The 12,319-nt window shown below is 69.9% G+C and carries 15 protein-coding genes; 8 read left to right on the top strand and 7 right to left on the bottom strand.

Going from position 1 to position 12,319, the window contains the following annotated elements:
* Nucleotides 1-11: 11 nt before the first annotated feature.
* Together AB0C04_RS21460 and AB0C04_RS21455 are read right to left on the bottom strand one after the other, a co-directional pair.
* The gene (locus AB0C04_RS21460) at nucleotides 12-260 is read right to left on the bottom strand and encodes an Imm1 family immunity protein (protein WP_357057245.1); all 249 of its coding nucleotides are present in this window, start codon (nucleotides 258-260) and stop codon (nucleotides 12-14) included.
* Nucleotides 261-537: 277 nt separating this feature from the next.
* The gene (locus AB0C04_RS21455; protein ID WP_357057243.1) at nucleotides 538-963 is read right to left on the bottom strand and encodes a DUF4265 domain-containing protein; all 426 of its coding nucleotides are present in this window, start codon (nucleotides 961-963) and stop codon (nucleotides 538-540) included.
* Between the two features lie 315 nt (nucleotides 964-1,278).
* On the opposite strand from AB0C04_RS21455, the gene AB0C04_RS21450 reads away from it, so the two are divergent.
* From AB0C04_RS21450 to AB0C04_RS21435, 4 genes are all read left to right on the top strand, one after another.
* Nucleotides 1,279-1,782: a hypothetical protein gene (locus tag AB0C04_RS21450; protein ID WP_357057241.1), complete on the top strand. Its 504-nt coding sequence runs from the start codon at nucleotides 1,279-1,281 to the stop codon at nucleotides 1,780-1,782.
* Between the two features lie 81 nt (nucleotides 1,783-1,863).
* Complete coding sequence (locus AB0C04_RS21445; RefSeq protein ID WP_357057239.1) at nucleotides 1,864-2,406, top strand: hypothetical protein; 543 nt, start codon at nucleotides 1,864-1,866, stop codon at nucleotides 2,404-2,406.
* Between the two features lie 73 nt (nucleotides 2,407-2,479).
* Nucleotides 2,480-2,962: a hypothetical protein gene (locus AB0C04_RS21440; protein WP_357057237.1), complete on the top strand. Its 483-nt coding sequence runs from the start codon at nucleotides 2,480-2,482 to the stop codon at nucleotides 2,960-2,962.
* Entirely contained in the window at nucleotides 2,940-3,455 is a 516-nt protein-coding gene (locus AB0C04_RS21435; protein WP_357057235.1) for an SUKH-4 family immunity protein, read from the top strand. The genes AB0C04_RS21440 and AB0C04_RS21435 overlap by 23 nt, the downstream gene beginning before the upstream one ends.
* Before the next feature lie 23 nt (nucleotides 3,456-3,478).
* On the opposite strand, the gene AB0C04_RS21430 is transcribed toward AB0C04_RS21435, so the two are convergent.
* Entirely contained in the window at nucleotides 3,479-3,838 is a 360-nt protein-coding gene (locus AB0C04_RS21430; RefSeq protein ID WP_357057233.1) for a hypothetical protein, read from the bottom strand.
* A 549-nt stretch (nucleotides 3,839-4,387) separates the two neighbouring features.
* On the opposite strand from AB0C04_RS21430, the gene AB0C04_RS21425 reads away from it, so the two are divergent.
* Complete coding sequence (locus tag AB0C04_RS21425) at nucleotides 4,388-6,232, top strand: AfsR/SARP family transcriptional regulator (RefSeq protein ID WP_357057231.1); 1,845 nt, start codon at nucleotides 4,388-4,390, stop codon at nucleotides 6,230-6,232.
* A gap of 14 nt (nucleotides 6,233-6,246) precedes the next feature.
* Here AB0C04_RS21425 and AB0C04_RS21420 read toward each other — a convergent pair whose 3' ends face one another.
* The 4 genes from AB0C04_RS21420 to AB0C04_RS21405 all read right to left on the bottom strand — a co-directional run bounded on the left by AB0C04_RS21420 (nucleotide 6,247) and on the right by AB0C04_RS21405 (nucleotide 8,895).
* Entirely contained in the window at nucleotides 6,247-6,522 is a 276-nt protein-coding gene (locus tag AB0C04_RS21420; protein WP_357057229.1) for a hypothetical protein, read from the bottom strand.
* A gap of 47 nt (nucleotides 6,523-6,569) precedes the next feature.
* Nucleotides 6,570-7,001 carry a hypothetical protein gene (locus AB0C04_RS21415; protein ID WP_357057227.1) on the bottom strand — a complete coding sequence of 144 codons (432 nt, stop codon included), beginning with the start codon at nucleotides 6,999-7,001 and terminating at the stop codon, nucleotides 6,570-6,572.
* Nucleotides 7,002-7,187: 186 nt separating this feature from the next.
* A complete protein-coding gene (locus AB0C04_RS21410) occupies nucleotides 7,188-7,892 on the bottom strand; it encodes a VOC family protein (RefSeq protein ID WP_357057225.1) in 705 nt (234 codons plus the stop codon).
* Between the two features lie 7 nt (nucleotides 7,893-7,899).
* Nucleotides 7,900-8,895 (bottom strand): hypothetical protein, encoded by a 996-nt coding sequence (locus tag AB0C04_RS21405; RefSeq protein WP_357057223.1) that lies wholly within the window; start codon nucleotides 8,893-8,895, stop codon nucleotides 7,900-7,902.
* 306 nt (nucleotides 8,896-9,201) lie between these two features.
* On the opposite strand from AB0C04_RS21405, the gene AB0C04_RS21400 reads away from it, so the two are divergent.
* From AB0C04_RS21400 to AB0C04_RS21390, 3 genes are read left to right on the top strand one after another with little or no spacing between them, the layout of a single operon-like run.
* Entirely contained in the window at nucleotides 9,202-10,488 is a 1,287-nt protein-coding gene (locus AB0C04_RS21400; protein ID WP_350872923.1) for an ABC transporter substrate-binding protein, read from the top strand.
* Nucleotides 10,485-11,480: a sugar ABC transporter permease gene (locus AB0C04_RS21395; RefSeq protein WP_357057220.1), complete on the top strand. Its 996-nt coding sequence runs from the start codon at nucleotides 10,485-10,487 to the stop codon at nucleotides 11,478-11,480. The genes AB0C04_RS21400 and AB0C04_RS21395 overlap by 4 nt, the downstream gene beginning before the upstream one ends.
* Before the next feature lies 1 nt (nucleotide 11,481).
* The gene (locus AB0C04_RS21390; RefSeq protein ID WP_357057218.1) at nucleotides 11,482-12,318 is read left to right on the top strand and encodes a carbohydrate ABC transporter permease; all 837 of its coding nucleotides are present in this window, start codon (nucleotides 11,482-11,484) and stop codon (nucleotides 12,316-12,318) included.
* The last annotated feature ends 1 nt before the right edge of the window (nucleotide 12,319 follow it).

The following is a 12,319-nucleotide window of genomic DNA, read 5'->3' as shown; positions in this document are numbered from 1 at the left end:
TTCTCCGAGGATCACCAGGATTTCGGCCTCTCCCACTGGACGCACGTGGGCCGCTGCCCGCCGGACAGACAGAACTCTTTGACCGCACGGCGCAGCAGATCGATCGGAATCTCCGAATTCGCTGGGAACTCCGTCACTTGACTTACGCAAGAATAACGAACCTCAGTGCGGCCCGCTTTTGGCCCTGCGGTCGTCCAGTTTCCGCTGGCATCCATGAACTCAAGAACGCCGACCTGAAGCCTCTGGTCGGCACCGACCAACAACTCATGATCGGGAGTCCGGAAGGTAGAGGTGACCGTTCCAGGGAATGCAGCTCCGCTAGATTCTGCTGAGTCGGCCCCGCCAACAGTGAATCGATCAGCCCGTCTACATCCGCTGACGCGGTAAGCAACTCACGCTTGTCGTCATGCTGCGGGCGATAATAGGCCTCTACCCGGAACTGCATCAACAACCCTCCTGCAACAGGCGATTCTGGTATCACCGCCCCCCCCGCCCGCGAGGATCATCGGCTGCGGGCCACCCCGGACATCGGGACAGCTAGGCGGTGGGTGGAGACTTCGAGATCCGCCATTCGAAGTCCCCGCGTCGCGGATGACCGTCAAGGAGAGTGACCAACGCCGACGTCGGAGCCGCGGGGACGGTCACGGCAATCACACGTGCGGCGTGTGCGTCGATCTCGCCTCCGACCTCGGCGAGCCGCGATTCCATGTCCCTGAGGTCCTCAAGTTCCAGGTCTCGGCGGTAGTAGATCTGCAGCGCGTAGTGGTCGCCGTCGCGAACCACCTGGTAGGTCCGCCCGCCATTTTCAATGCGAATGGTATCGCCGCGAGCTACACCATCCGCCATCAGCGGTGAACGTTCCAGCACATACAAGTCCGAACCGAGGGGGGTGACGAGCAGCGATTCGAAGGAATCCTGACCCGCCCGTGTCGTGCCGATCAACACCTGAACGACTTCCGCCAAGGAACAAGTCCGTTCTTCCGTACGGGCCCCCCGCGCCTTCCCCGGTCCGCGCAGGACGGCCTGGTTTCGGAGCGCCCAGAGTTCCGAGCAGTGAGGTTACAGCCTGCACTCCGAGCGGACGTTGATCAAGGTCACGGTGCCGCGCTGGAGCCAGAAAGTGGTCAACACCTGGCCTTCGTACGGTATGCGGCCGCCCGTCGTCGTCGGGCGCCGCGCGGGACTGTACGAACACCATGGCAGGTGGTTGGGTACCTCTCGGGTGTTGGATCAAGACGTGGATGAGGCTCAACGGTGGCGACTCTGTGGGACCGGGAGGTGGCCGACGAGATCCCTCTCCTCGGACGGCTGGACTACGGTTCGCAACTCAACCTGATCGTGCGGCTGCTGGAGTGGACGGTCGAGGTTCTGCCGTCCGGGGCGCGTGAGCTGCTGGAAGGGGAAGGCCGTGGCGCCGTCGAAGCAGCGCTTGACTACGTTCGCGCGGCTGCGGCGGGGTCGCCACCGGATGTCGAGTCGGAGACGTTCGAGGAACTTGAGGACCACCTGTCAGTACTGGCCGACGAGGTCGACCTTCAAGACCTCTGGCAGCTCTTTGTCGCGCTGAGTGACTCTGTCGGAGTGCCGGCGGAGGACGTCACGGTGGACTTCACGCGGACGATCATGTCGGCCTGCTGCGACGTCGGTGACTGCGAGGACCTGCCGGAACTCCCGCTGGGAACCGCGGAACCTGTCATCCTCGACGCCGAGCGCGCTAACGCCAACTGCATGCGTGCGATCGAGTATCAGAAGCAACTCGTCCGCACTGCGGCGCAGGATTAGGTGGACGCCGACACGGGATGCTGCGGTGGGTCGGAGCCCTGGCCGATAGCCGGCACGTCGGATCGCGAGGTGTGCTTGTTCATGAACGCCGATCAGTTCGCGGGCGTTGCTTCCCTCCAGCAGGCGGCCCTGTTCGCCGCCGACTGTGCGGAGCGGGCCTGCGGGGTGCTCTTCTGGGCGGTGTCCGAGGATGATCGGCGCGATGACCTGGACCGCTACCACGAGGCGTTGGAATTGTTGTGGCGCCCGCTTTCGAGCGACGTCGCGCGGTACTCGTCGACCCGGTCCGGCCTCGAGGGGATGCGCGAGATGCGCTTCGGGGACGAGCTTGAGGGGTCTGCTGCTCATGCTCTCTACGCAGCGGTTGTCCTCCACTCGGCGTTGGGGATGCTTGCAAGGCGATCGCTTGACGGTCTGGCGGAGTGCTCCGCGGCGGCGCGGAACGGTGCCTTCAGGATCGGGGCCCGGACCGGGCATCACCTCGTGCTCGACTTGGAGGAGCGTTGTCAGGCGGAGGACGTCGAGCGTCTGCTCGACGGGGGAAGTGCAGACGAGCTTCGGGAGTCCGCCCGACTCCGCGGGCGTGAGAGGCTGCGCCTGCTGTACGAACACCATCGCCGGTGACGTCGGGGCTGTGCGGCCGATGGTTCGGCTGGCGGGACCTTCTTACCGGGTTCAACCGCGTTTGGAGGACAGCGTGCTGCTGTGGGATTACGAGATGAAGCCCTTGCGGGATGAGCTGCCGACCATCCCGCCTGCACGGAGGCTTGCTGTGGCCGTGTCGGTGCTGGACTGGACGCTTCAGGCCGCGGGCGAGATCGAGGACGCGGAGGTCCGGAGCTACCTGGCGGAGGGGCTGAGGATCGGCCATGAATCGGTCCGGGCCGGCCGTGACGAGATGATCCTCCCCGAGGACATGCTCGATGCGTACGAAGACGTCTACGACAGTTCGGATGAGCCCGGTACGGCGCACTTGATGTCGGCGATTCTGGCCTGTGCCGACGCGCTCGAGGGCCTGACCGGCGAGGTGCTCTACGGCGTTCTCTCCTCCTGCTATGAAGGCCTGCTCGACCGGGAGGGGCTGCCGATCTGGACCGTCGAGGCGGAGCGTGAGAACGCCAGATGCCTTGAAACCATCGCGTACCAGAAGAGGATCGTTGGCGAAGCGCTGGGACGCTGAGAGCGTCACGAGATGGTCGTCCCACCAGGCCGCCGTCATCCGCCACGAGCGCGCCCGCGCGTTCCTCATCCAGCAGGGGCTGCCCCGGCGGTCGCGGCTGTTCGAGGCGGCCGAGCCGACAGGTCGTAGGCAGATTCGGCGCGGTCAGGTCTGCGTGTTGCTGGGCAGCTATGACGACGGCGAGCAGTTCTTCCTCGACGTCGAGCGTGGGCAGGTTCTGTTCGGCGCGGAAGGATTCGACGAGGCCCATCCGGTCAACGCCACCGTCGAGATGTTCGCCCAGTGCCTGCTGGTGTCGGAGCGTGCGTACCCCTACTACTCGTCGGCCGAGGAGCCTTCGGCCTTCGTGTCGGTCGCGGGGCGACTGGAGGCGCTGTTCGCCGCGGTCGACCCGGCGACCTACGGGCTGGTGGGCTCGTTCTGGAAGACCTTCGTCCACGACGTGTCCGTCGGTGACTTCGCGATCGAGGACGTGGACTGGTGGAGCCCCTGACCGGGCCGGTCGTGCGGGAGCAGCTACTGCTCCCGCCACCTGAACTCGGTCAGGAGTGCCGGCACGTCGTGGGCGAGCCGCAGCGCGGCGATCCCGGTCTCCGGCCGCACCAGCGCGCCGGCCGGGACCCACGCCTCCTGCCCGCACAGCAGGATTTCCACCAGTTTCGCGGACGGTGACTCCGTGAGCCAGTACCAGGTGCGGTCGTGAAGCAGCGAAACGGTGCTGTACTCGTCGTGCAGCGAGACGATCAGCACGTCTTCGCCGCCGTCGCCGTAGCCGAACACCGGCTCGTGGTCCGGAACGTACAGGCCGGGCAACTCTTCGAGCGTGATGACGCGGGATGCCGCGTACGGCAGGTACGTCTCCATCTCGTAGCGCACGCCACCGAGGGTAGGGCCAGGTCGCCGGAGACCGACCGGTGCGGGCCGAGAAGCAGCGACAGCCGAATGCGGGTGCCGGCGGCCACACGGCGGACGAGGGCTGCGGTAGCCGCTCGGTGCCGGAGGCGACCGCGATATCGGACGGCGGGCGCGCCGCCAGGGGGAGCGCCGGCCACCCGAACGGCCAGGTCACCGGCCGGATCGGCGGTGATCACCGAGCCGTACGGGGATTGGCGGTGGGGCCGTCGGCGGTGTGTGCTGATGGGACGATCCGGCGCCGGATGTTGGTCCGGTCGTCATGGCGGGTTTCCCGCCGCTCGGGACGGGGTAGGACCGGTGCCGCGAGCCATCGATGCGGCGATGACCATCGATGTGGCAGGTCGAGGGCGAGCACCTGTGGGAGCGTTTTCCGACGGGATCCCGTTACGCTGACACGCCGTCTCAGGACATTGACTCTCGTCACAATAGCCGAGCGGTTGAATCGCTTGTTACCTGCTCCGATGTCCGTTTAGCCTGAGCGCGCTCAAGGTGCAACGGGGGAGCTACGACATGCAACTTCAGATCCGGCTACTGGGCACAGTGGAGCTGAGTGTCGACGGCCGGATCGCCACACCGGGCCCGGCGAAGCGGCGCGCGGTGCTCGCCGGGCTCGCCCTGGAGGCCAACCATCCCGTCTCGCTGGCCCGGCTGACCGGGATGGTGTGGACGGAGGAGCCGCCGGCGTCCGCGGTGGCCAACCTCCGGTCGCACGCCGCGGCCCTGCGCCGCGTGCTCGGCGACCGGCTGATCGCCCGTCCCAACGCGTACGAGCTGAGCCTGGGACCGGACGAGCTGGACATCACCGAGTTCCAGCGGCTGGCGGGGGAGGGGCGTGGCCTGCTGGCCGGCGGCGAGCCGGACGCCGCCGCGGGCCCGCTGCGCGCGGCCCTGGACTGCTGGCGTGGCGGCCAGGCCGGCGACGGCCTGCCCCGCGGGACCGCATTGGACAACCGCTGGGCGAGCCTCGACGAGCAGCGGCTCCAGGTCTTCGAGGAGCTGACCGAGGCGCGGCTGGCCGTCGGCGAGCATCGACCGCTGTTGTCGGAGGTCCGGCGGCACCTCGCGGCCCACCCGCTGCGCGAGCGGGCCTGGGGCCAGCTGATGCTGGCGCTCTACCGGTGCGGTGAGGTGCCCGCCGCGCTGGCCGCCTACCGGGACGCGCACGCCATCCTGCACGAGCAGCTCGGCATCGACCCGGGTGAGGACCTGGCCCGGTTGCACCGGGCCGTGCTCGACCGGTCACCCGACCTGGCCCACGTCCCGCCGGCCACCCCGATCGTCGTCGCCGCGGCCGCCCCGGTCACCCCGGCCGCGGTCAGGGTCCCCCGCGAGCTGCCGGCCGACCTGGTCACCTTCGTCGGTCGTACGCCCGAGGTGGCGCACGTGGTCGCGGCCGTCACCGGCGGGACGCCGGCCGCCGTGGTGGTCAGCGGGCCGGCGGGCAGCGGCAAGAGTGCGCTGGCGGTGCGCGCCGCGCACGCGGTCGCCGCTGACTTCCCGGAGGGACAGGTCTTCGTCGACCTCGGCTACCGGGCGACGGTGACGCCCGACGAGGTGCTGGCCCGGGTGCTGCGCGCGCTCGGCGTCCCGGCCGCCGAGGTACCGGCCAGCGTCGACGAACGGGCCGGCTGGGTCCGGTCCCGGATCGCCGGGCACCGTCTCCTGCTGGTGGTCGACGGGGTCACCGGGGCCGAGCAGGTGCGGCCGCTGATCCCGGCCGGGCCCGGCCCGGCGCTGATCATCGTCGGCCAGCGGCAGCTGCGCAGCCTCGACGGCGTTCGGCGGGTGGACCTCGGCCCGGTCGGCGCCGTCGGGGCGCGGGCGCTGGTCGCCGCGTTCACCGGCGCTGACCGGCTCAAGGCGGATCCGGCAGCCACGGCCGAGTTGGTGCGGCTCTGCGCCGGCTCGGTGCTGGCGCTGCGGATCACCGGCTCGCGGCTGGCCAATCGGCCGGACCTGTCGGTGGCCGCGCTGGTCGACCAGTTGCGCGACCGCCGTGATCGGCTGGACCTGCTGGTCTACGAGGACCTGTCGGTGCGGGCGAGCCTGGCCCTCGCGGTCGCCGCGCTGCGCTCCGGCGACGAGCTGCTCGGTCGTCTGCTCGAGCTGCTCGGCGAGTCACCGGACGCGCCCGCGCTGCCCGAGCGGACGGCGGCTCGGCTCGGCGTCTCCGCGCAGCGGGCGCGGCACGCCCTGGAGGAGTTGGTCGACGCGCACCTGGCCCAGCGGACCGATCCGGGCGGCTACCGCCTGCCGGCGTTGGTCCGCGACTACGCGGCGGAGCTGGCCGGCCCGCCGGCGCTGCTCGCCGCGCACCCGTTGACCGGCTGGCGGGTCGACCCGGTCGCCGCCTGAGCGCCGGTTGGCGATCAGCCGTGGTCGGCGCGGACGATCGCCACCGCAACCCGGCAGAACTCGTCCATGTCCGGGTTGAAGCCGGCCGCGATGTCGGGGTGCAGCCCCGAGCGGGTCTCGTCGAGCAGCCGCTGGCAGACCTGCTCGACGGGCTCGCCCGCGTAGCCGGCGCGGACCCGTTCGGTCGCCGCCTGGAGCGCCGAGGTCAGCTGATCCTCCAGCGGGCCGCGCAGCTTCTGCTGCACGGGATCGAGCCCGCGGGGGTCGAGCGTGACATGTGGCTCCGACATCGGCGCTCCCTTCGTCGGCGTCCGCGGTACCCCGCCGCGGTCGTCGGTCAAACCACGTTCGGTACGGCGGCCACCCGCACCTGGTACGAGAACTCCTCGGCCGGTTCCTCGGTGTACGACAGCCGGCGGATCTGCCGGTCGTCGTCGTAGAGGGCGACGTCCACCAGGACGCCGAGGTGGGCCAGGCCGATGGTGGCGACCCGCTTCTTGTCCTGGAGCACCGCGCACACCCCACCGAGCAGGGTGCTCGCGTCGGAGGTGCGGTGCCCGGGCGGACAACGGAGAACCAGGTCCACCTCGATCGGCCCGGAGAGCGGGGTCCAGCCGGTACGCTGGGCCGCCGCGCAGGCCGCCTCGAGCAGGGCGCGGACCCTCGTCGCCTGCCGGTGCCCGGCGGCGAAGATGGACAGCGCCTCGGTCTTGACCGGTGGCAGGCCGCTCACCTCGAATGTCAGGGCGAGAGCGCGGGTGTCCTGCACGACGGCACCTCCTCGTTGCGGACGATCCTGCCCAACCGATGGACCGGGGGAGGGCGTTCCCGCGAGAACCAACCGAACGGGCGGGTGGGGGTCGGCCGGAGGCGTATCGACGTCGACGGCGTACGCGCTGGCAGCGGAGCTATGAAAACGCTAATGCAACCGGCCGGCGCTGGGTAGCTCCGCTGCTCACTGGGTGGGACGCGGCGCGAAGGCGCAGAACTCGTTGCCCTCGGGGTCGGCCAGCACCCACCAGCTGATCGCGTCGTCGGGCTCGCGCAGCAGGGTCGCGCCGGCCCGGATCAGGCCGGTCGGATCCGGGTCGGTCAGGTCGACGTCCCAGTGCATCCGGTTCTTGACCGTCTTGCGCTCCGGTACCGGGTTGAAGACCCACTCGTCCCACGGGAAACCGGCCCCGCCGACCAGCGAGGCCGCGTCCCAGCCGGTCATCTCGACCTCACCGCCGAGCACGCCGGCCCACCACTGGGCCAGCCGCTGCGGCTCGACGGTGTCCACCACCAGCTCCATCGGCCCGGGCGAGGTGTCCGGTCGGGCGGCGAAGGCGCAGAACTCGTTGCCGTCCGGGTCGGCCAGCACCCACCACTCGATCTCGTCGTCGGGCTCGCGTACCACCCGGCCGCCGGCGGCGAGCAGCGCCGCGGGATCGTCGCCGGCGAGGCGCAGCTCCAGGTGGACGCGGGTCTTGACGGTACGCGGCTCGGGCACCCGGTTCACCCAGATCGACTCGGGGCCCGCGCCGTCCGGGCCGGCGTCGACCCGGGTGTCGCCGTCACCGGTGTCGACGACGCTCCCGTCGAGCACCCGGGCCCAGAAGGCCCCGAGCCGGGCGGGGTCGGCCGCGTCGATACAGAGGTCCTTGAAACGAGCGATCACCGGAACATCATGCCGCTCGAGTGCGACGTTCCGCCGGAGCCGGTGCGGCCGAGGCGCGGCCAGCGGGGCACTCGGGTCTGGTCAGAGCCAGGTAGGAGCTGGCCGAGACGAGCAACCCCACCCCCCACAGCGTGTAGCTGGCCAGCGCCACCACCAGGAACCAGTCCGGCGCGACCATCCCGGTCGCCACCGCGGTCCCGCCGCCGATGCCGAAGTAGCTGGTCAAACCCGCCCCGAGGAACAGCGCCGGACCCAGCACCAGCCAGCGCGGCACCGGCCGTCCGGCGAGCGGCCCCACCCACGCGGGCCAGATCCGGCCCCAACGGTGCACCAGCGCGAGCGGCAGTAGCGTGCCCGCCAGGACCATCAGCGCGACGAAGGTCAGCAGGAACGTGGCGGATGTGCCGGGCGACGTCCGCCACAGGGCTCCCCTCGGCACGGCCGCACCGAGGCGGACCAGGCAGGCGGCGATGGTGAGGTAGGCGGCAAGGTAGGCCCAGAGCGGCGAGGGGGCGCCGCGCTTTTCGGGGGAGCGGCCGTGGACACGACCGCAACGCGCGCAGGCAGCCCGGGCGCGGCGCTGTGCCAGGACGGCGATCGCGGACGCCAGCACCCCGGCCACCGCGCCGGCGCCTTGGGCGAGCAGGACGACCAGATCGGCCCGGCTGACCGGCTGGCCGAAGAGCGCGCCGAGCGCCATCAGGAGGCTCAGCGGAAACATGAAGGCGTAGAGCAGCAGCGCGATCCCGCACGACCAGGCCAGCACCGCCAACACCCAGCTCGCCGGCCGGGACGGAGCCGCCCTCGTGCCGGCCAGCGCCGCCACGATCGCGGCCGACGCGGCCGGCACGACCGGCGTCCAGCCCTCCGGCAGGAACGACTCACCGAGGTCGCCGAAGTCAGGCGCGTCGCCGATCGCCCAACTCGCGTGCACGATCGCGTACACCGTGCACCAGACAACCGTGAGCGGGGGCGTCCACCGTATCCATCCCGGCTCTGTCATGGCCGCAGCCTCTCCCGTGCCGAATGCCGCGCGACTCCCCGCATAGGGGGATTCGGCCCGTTCCGGTCTCCCCGGTGTGAGGGAGCGCCGGCGAATCCCGCGTCCGAGCGGCAGGTGATCCAGGGCACACCGCCGCCGTGACATCCGGTCCCGTCGCCGGCAGGTTTCGCGACTTCGCAGGTCGGGCAGTGTTGGGACCACGAAACGTCCGGGGTCCGTCACTCGCCTGTCAGAGCCCGACCGTCTCGCCGTGCGCCGGGGCACGGTGACCTTCCCCGGCTGTTGGCCGATCAGAGGGGAGGGGTGATGAGCGACCCTGACGAGGCCGGACGTCGACGTCGACCGCGGGTGCGCGCGGTCGCGGCCGCCGCCGCGGTGGCGCTGGCGGCGCCCTTGGCGGGCTGCGGTTCCGGTGGGGACGGCGGCACGCCCACGATCAACCTGTACTACCCGCCGGAGCAGAACCTGCAGAAGGTGGTGGACAACTGCAACGCGCAGGCCGGCGGTCGCTACGAGATCGTCTACCGGGTGCTGCCGCGGCAGGCCGACGACCAGCGGGTGCAGATGGTCCGCCGGCTCGCCGCCGAGGACAGTGGCATGGACGTGCTCGGTCTGGATGTGACCTGGACGCAGGAGTTCGCGAGCGCCGACTGGATCCGGGAGTGGACCGGGGCGGACAAGGCCGAGGTGGAGCAGGGCACCCTGGCCGGCCCACTGGAGACCGCCCGCTACCAGGACAAGCTCTACGCGGCGCCGAAGAACACCAACGTACAGCTGCTCTGGTACCGCAAGGACCTGGCACCGGACCCGCCGAAGACCTGGGACCAGATGATCGCCGCGGCGCAGGAGCTGAAGCGGCAGGGCAAGCCCTACCAGGTGCTCACCATGGGCGCGCAGTACGAGGGCCTGGTCGTCCTCTACAACACCCTGGCGGAGAGCGCCGGCGGGAAGATCCTCAGCGACGACGGCAAGAAGGCCCTGATGGACGAGGGCACGGTGAAGGCGCTCGACCAGCTGCAGAAGTTCGCCTCCTCCGGCGTGACGTCGCCGTCGTTCACCAACGCCACCGAGGACCCGGTCCGGTTGGAGTTCCAGTCCGGCAGCGGCGCCTTCCAGGTGAACTGGCCGTTCGTCTATCCGGCGATGCAGGAGGCCAACCCGGACCTGGCCAAGCAGGTCGGCTGGGCCCGGATCCCCGGCATCGACGAGAACACCCCGAGCAAGGTCACCATCGGCGGGGTGAACATGGCGGTCAGCGCCTACTCGAAGCACCCGGAGCTGTCCTTCGAGGCGGCGAAGTGCATCCGTAACGAGCAGAACCAGAAGTTCTCGGCGATCAACGACGGCGTGCCGCCGACGATCGAGTCGATCTACGCCGATCCGGAGATGGAGGAGGCGTACCCGATGAAGGAGACCATCCTCGAGGAGCTGAAGGAGCCGGCGGTGCGTCCGCTCACCCCGGCGTACCAGAGCATCTCCACGGTCATGTCGGCGATCCTGTCGCCGCCGTCGGGGATCCGCCCACAGCAGACCGCGGACGAGCTGCGCGGCGCCATCGCCGACGCGCTCCAGTCGAAGGGGGTGCTGCCGTGAGCCTGCCCGCCACGCCCACCGGCGCCGAGGCGACCGCCGCCGAGACCGCGAGCGGCACCGGCCGGCACGCCGCCGTGCCCGCGCAGCGCAGCCGGCGCGGACGGCCGCCGCTGAGTGAGAACAAGAAGGCCGAGCGCCGGCTCGGGTGGCTACTCTGCGCGCCGGCCGCGCTGGTCATGCTGGCGGTGACCGCGTACCCGATCATCTACTCGGTCTGGCTGTCGCTGCAGCGCTTCGACCTGCGCTTCCCCGATGAGCGCGAGTTCATCGGGTTGGAGAACTACGCCACCGTGCTGAGCAACGAGTTCTGGTGGACCGCTTTCGGGGTGACCGCGCTGATCACCGTGGTCACCGTCGCGGTCGAACTGGTGCTCGGCATGGGGCTGGCCCTGATCATGCACCGGACCCTGGTCGGGCGCGGCATCGTGCGGACCGCGGCGTTGATCCCGTACGGGATCGTCACGGTGGTCGCCGCGTTCTCCTGGCGGTACGCCTGGACGCCCGGCACCGGCTACCTGGCCAACGTGTTCAGCGACGGCGCCCCGCTCACCGAGCGGGCCAGCTCGCTGGCGATCATCATGCTGGCCGAGATCTGGAAGACCACGCCGTTCATGGCGCTGCTGCTGATGGCCGGGCTGGCCCTGGTGCCGGAGGACCTGCTCAAGGCGGCCTCCACCGACGGGGCGACGTCCTGGCAGCGGTTCACCAAGGTGATGCTGCCGGTGATGAAGCCGGCGATCCTGGTCGCGCTGCTGTTCCGCATGCTCGATGCGTTCCGCGTGTTCGACAACATCTTCGTGCTGACCGCCGGCGCGAACGAGACCTCGTCGGTGTCGATGCTCGCCTACAACAACCTGATCCGGGGCCTGAACCTCGGCATCGGGTCGACCATGTCGGTGCTGATCTTCATCACCGTGGCGATCATCGCGTTCGTCTTCGTGAAGCTCTTCGGCACCGCTGCCCCCGGCAGCTCGGACGACGAGAGGCGTTGAGATGGCTACCGAAACCACCACCCGGGCGAGACTGCGGTGGGGCCTGCTGGACGTCATCGTGGTCGTCTTCGCGCTGATCCCGGTGCTCTGGATCGCCTCGCTGTCGTTCAAGACCCCGGCCACTCTCACCGACGGGAAGTTCATCCCGCGGGAGTGGACGCTGGAGAACTACCGGACGATCTTCGACACCGACCAGTTCGTCCGCGCCCTGGTCAACTCGATCGGCATCGCCCTGATCGCCACCCTGATCGCGGTGGTGCTCGGCGCGATGGCCGCGTACGCGATCTCCCGGCTGGACTTCCCCGGCAAGAAGCTGCTGGTCGGCGTCTCCCTGCTGATCGCGATGTTCCCACAGGTGTCGCTGGTGTCACCGCTGTTCGAGATCGAGCGGCAGTTGGGGCTCTTCGACACCTGGCCGGGGCTGATCCTGCCGTACATCACCTTCGCCCTGCCGCTGGCGATCTACACGCTGTCGGCGTTCTTCAAGCAGATCCCGTGGGACCTGGAGAAGGCGGCGAAGATGGACGGCGCCACCCAGGGCCAGGCGTTCCGGCGGGTGATCGCGCCGCTGGCCGCTCCCGGCCTGTTCACCACGGCGATCCTGGTCTTCATCTTCTGCTGGAACGACTTCCTCTTCGCCATCTCGCTGACCTCCACCGAGCGGTCCCGCACGGTGCCGGTGGCGCTGTCGTTCTTCACCGGCGAGTCGCAGTTCGAGGACCCCACCGGGGCGATCTGCGCCGCCGCCGTGGTGATCACCATTCCGATCATCCTGTTCGTGCTCTTCTTCCAGCGCCGCATCGTCTCCGGCCTGACCTCCGGCGCAGTCAAGGGATAGG

The sequence above is a fragment of the Micromonospora sp. NPDC048909 genome (genome assembly GCF_040649635.1).
GTDB lineage: Bacteria > Actinomycetota > Actinomycetes > Mycobacteriales > Micromonosporaceae > Micromonospora.
This window is presented reverse-complemented; position numbering and strand designations above follow the sequence as displayed.

Excerpts from the sequence above, each read along its gene's own strand:
- AB0C04_RS21405 (WP_357057223.1), bottom strand. The coding sequence starts at position 8,895 with ATGACAGAGCCGGGATGGATACGGTGGACGCCCCCGCTCACGGTTGTC.
- AB0C04_RS21390 (WP_357057218.1), top strand. The coding sequence starts at position 11,482 with ATGGCTACCGAAACCACCACCCGGGCGAGACTGCGGTGGGGCCTGCTG.
- AB0C04_RS21400 (WP_350872923.1), top strand. The coding sequence starts at position 9,202 with ATGAGCGACCCTGACGAGGCCGGACGTCGACGTCGACCGCGGGTGCGC.
- AB0C04_RS21420 (WP_357057229.1), bottom strand. The coding sequence starts at position 6,522 with ATGTCGGAGCCACATGTCACGCTCGACCCCCGCGGGCTCGATCCCGTG.
- AB0C04_RS21425 (WP_357057231.1), top strand. The coding sequence starts at position 4,388 with ATGCAACTTCAGATCCGGCTACTGGGCACAGTGGAGCTGAGTGTCGAC.
- AB0C04_RS21445 (WP_357057239.1), top strand. The coding sequence starts at position 1,864 with ATGAACGCCGATCAGTTCGCGGGCGTTGCTTCCCTCCAGCAGGCGGCC.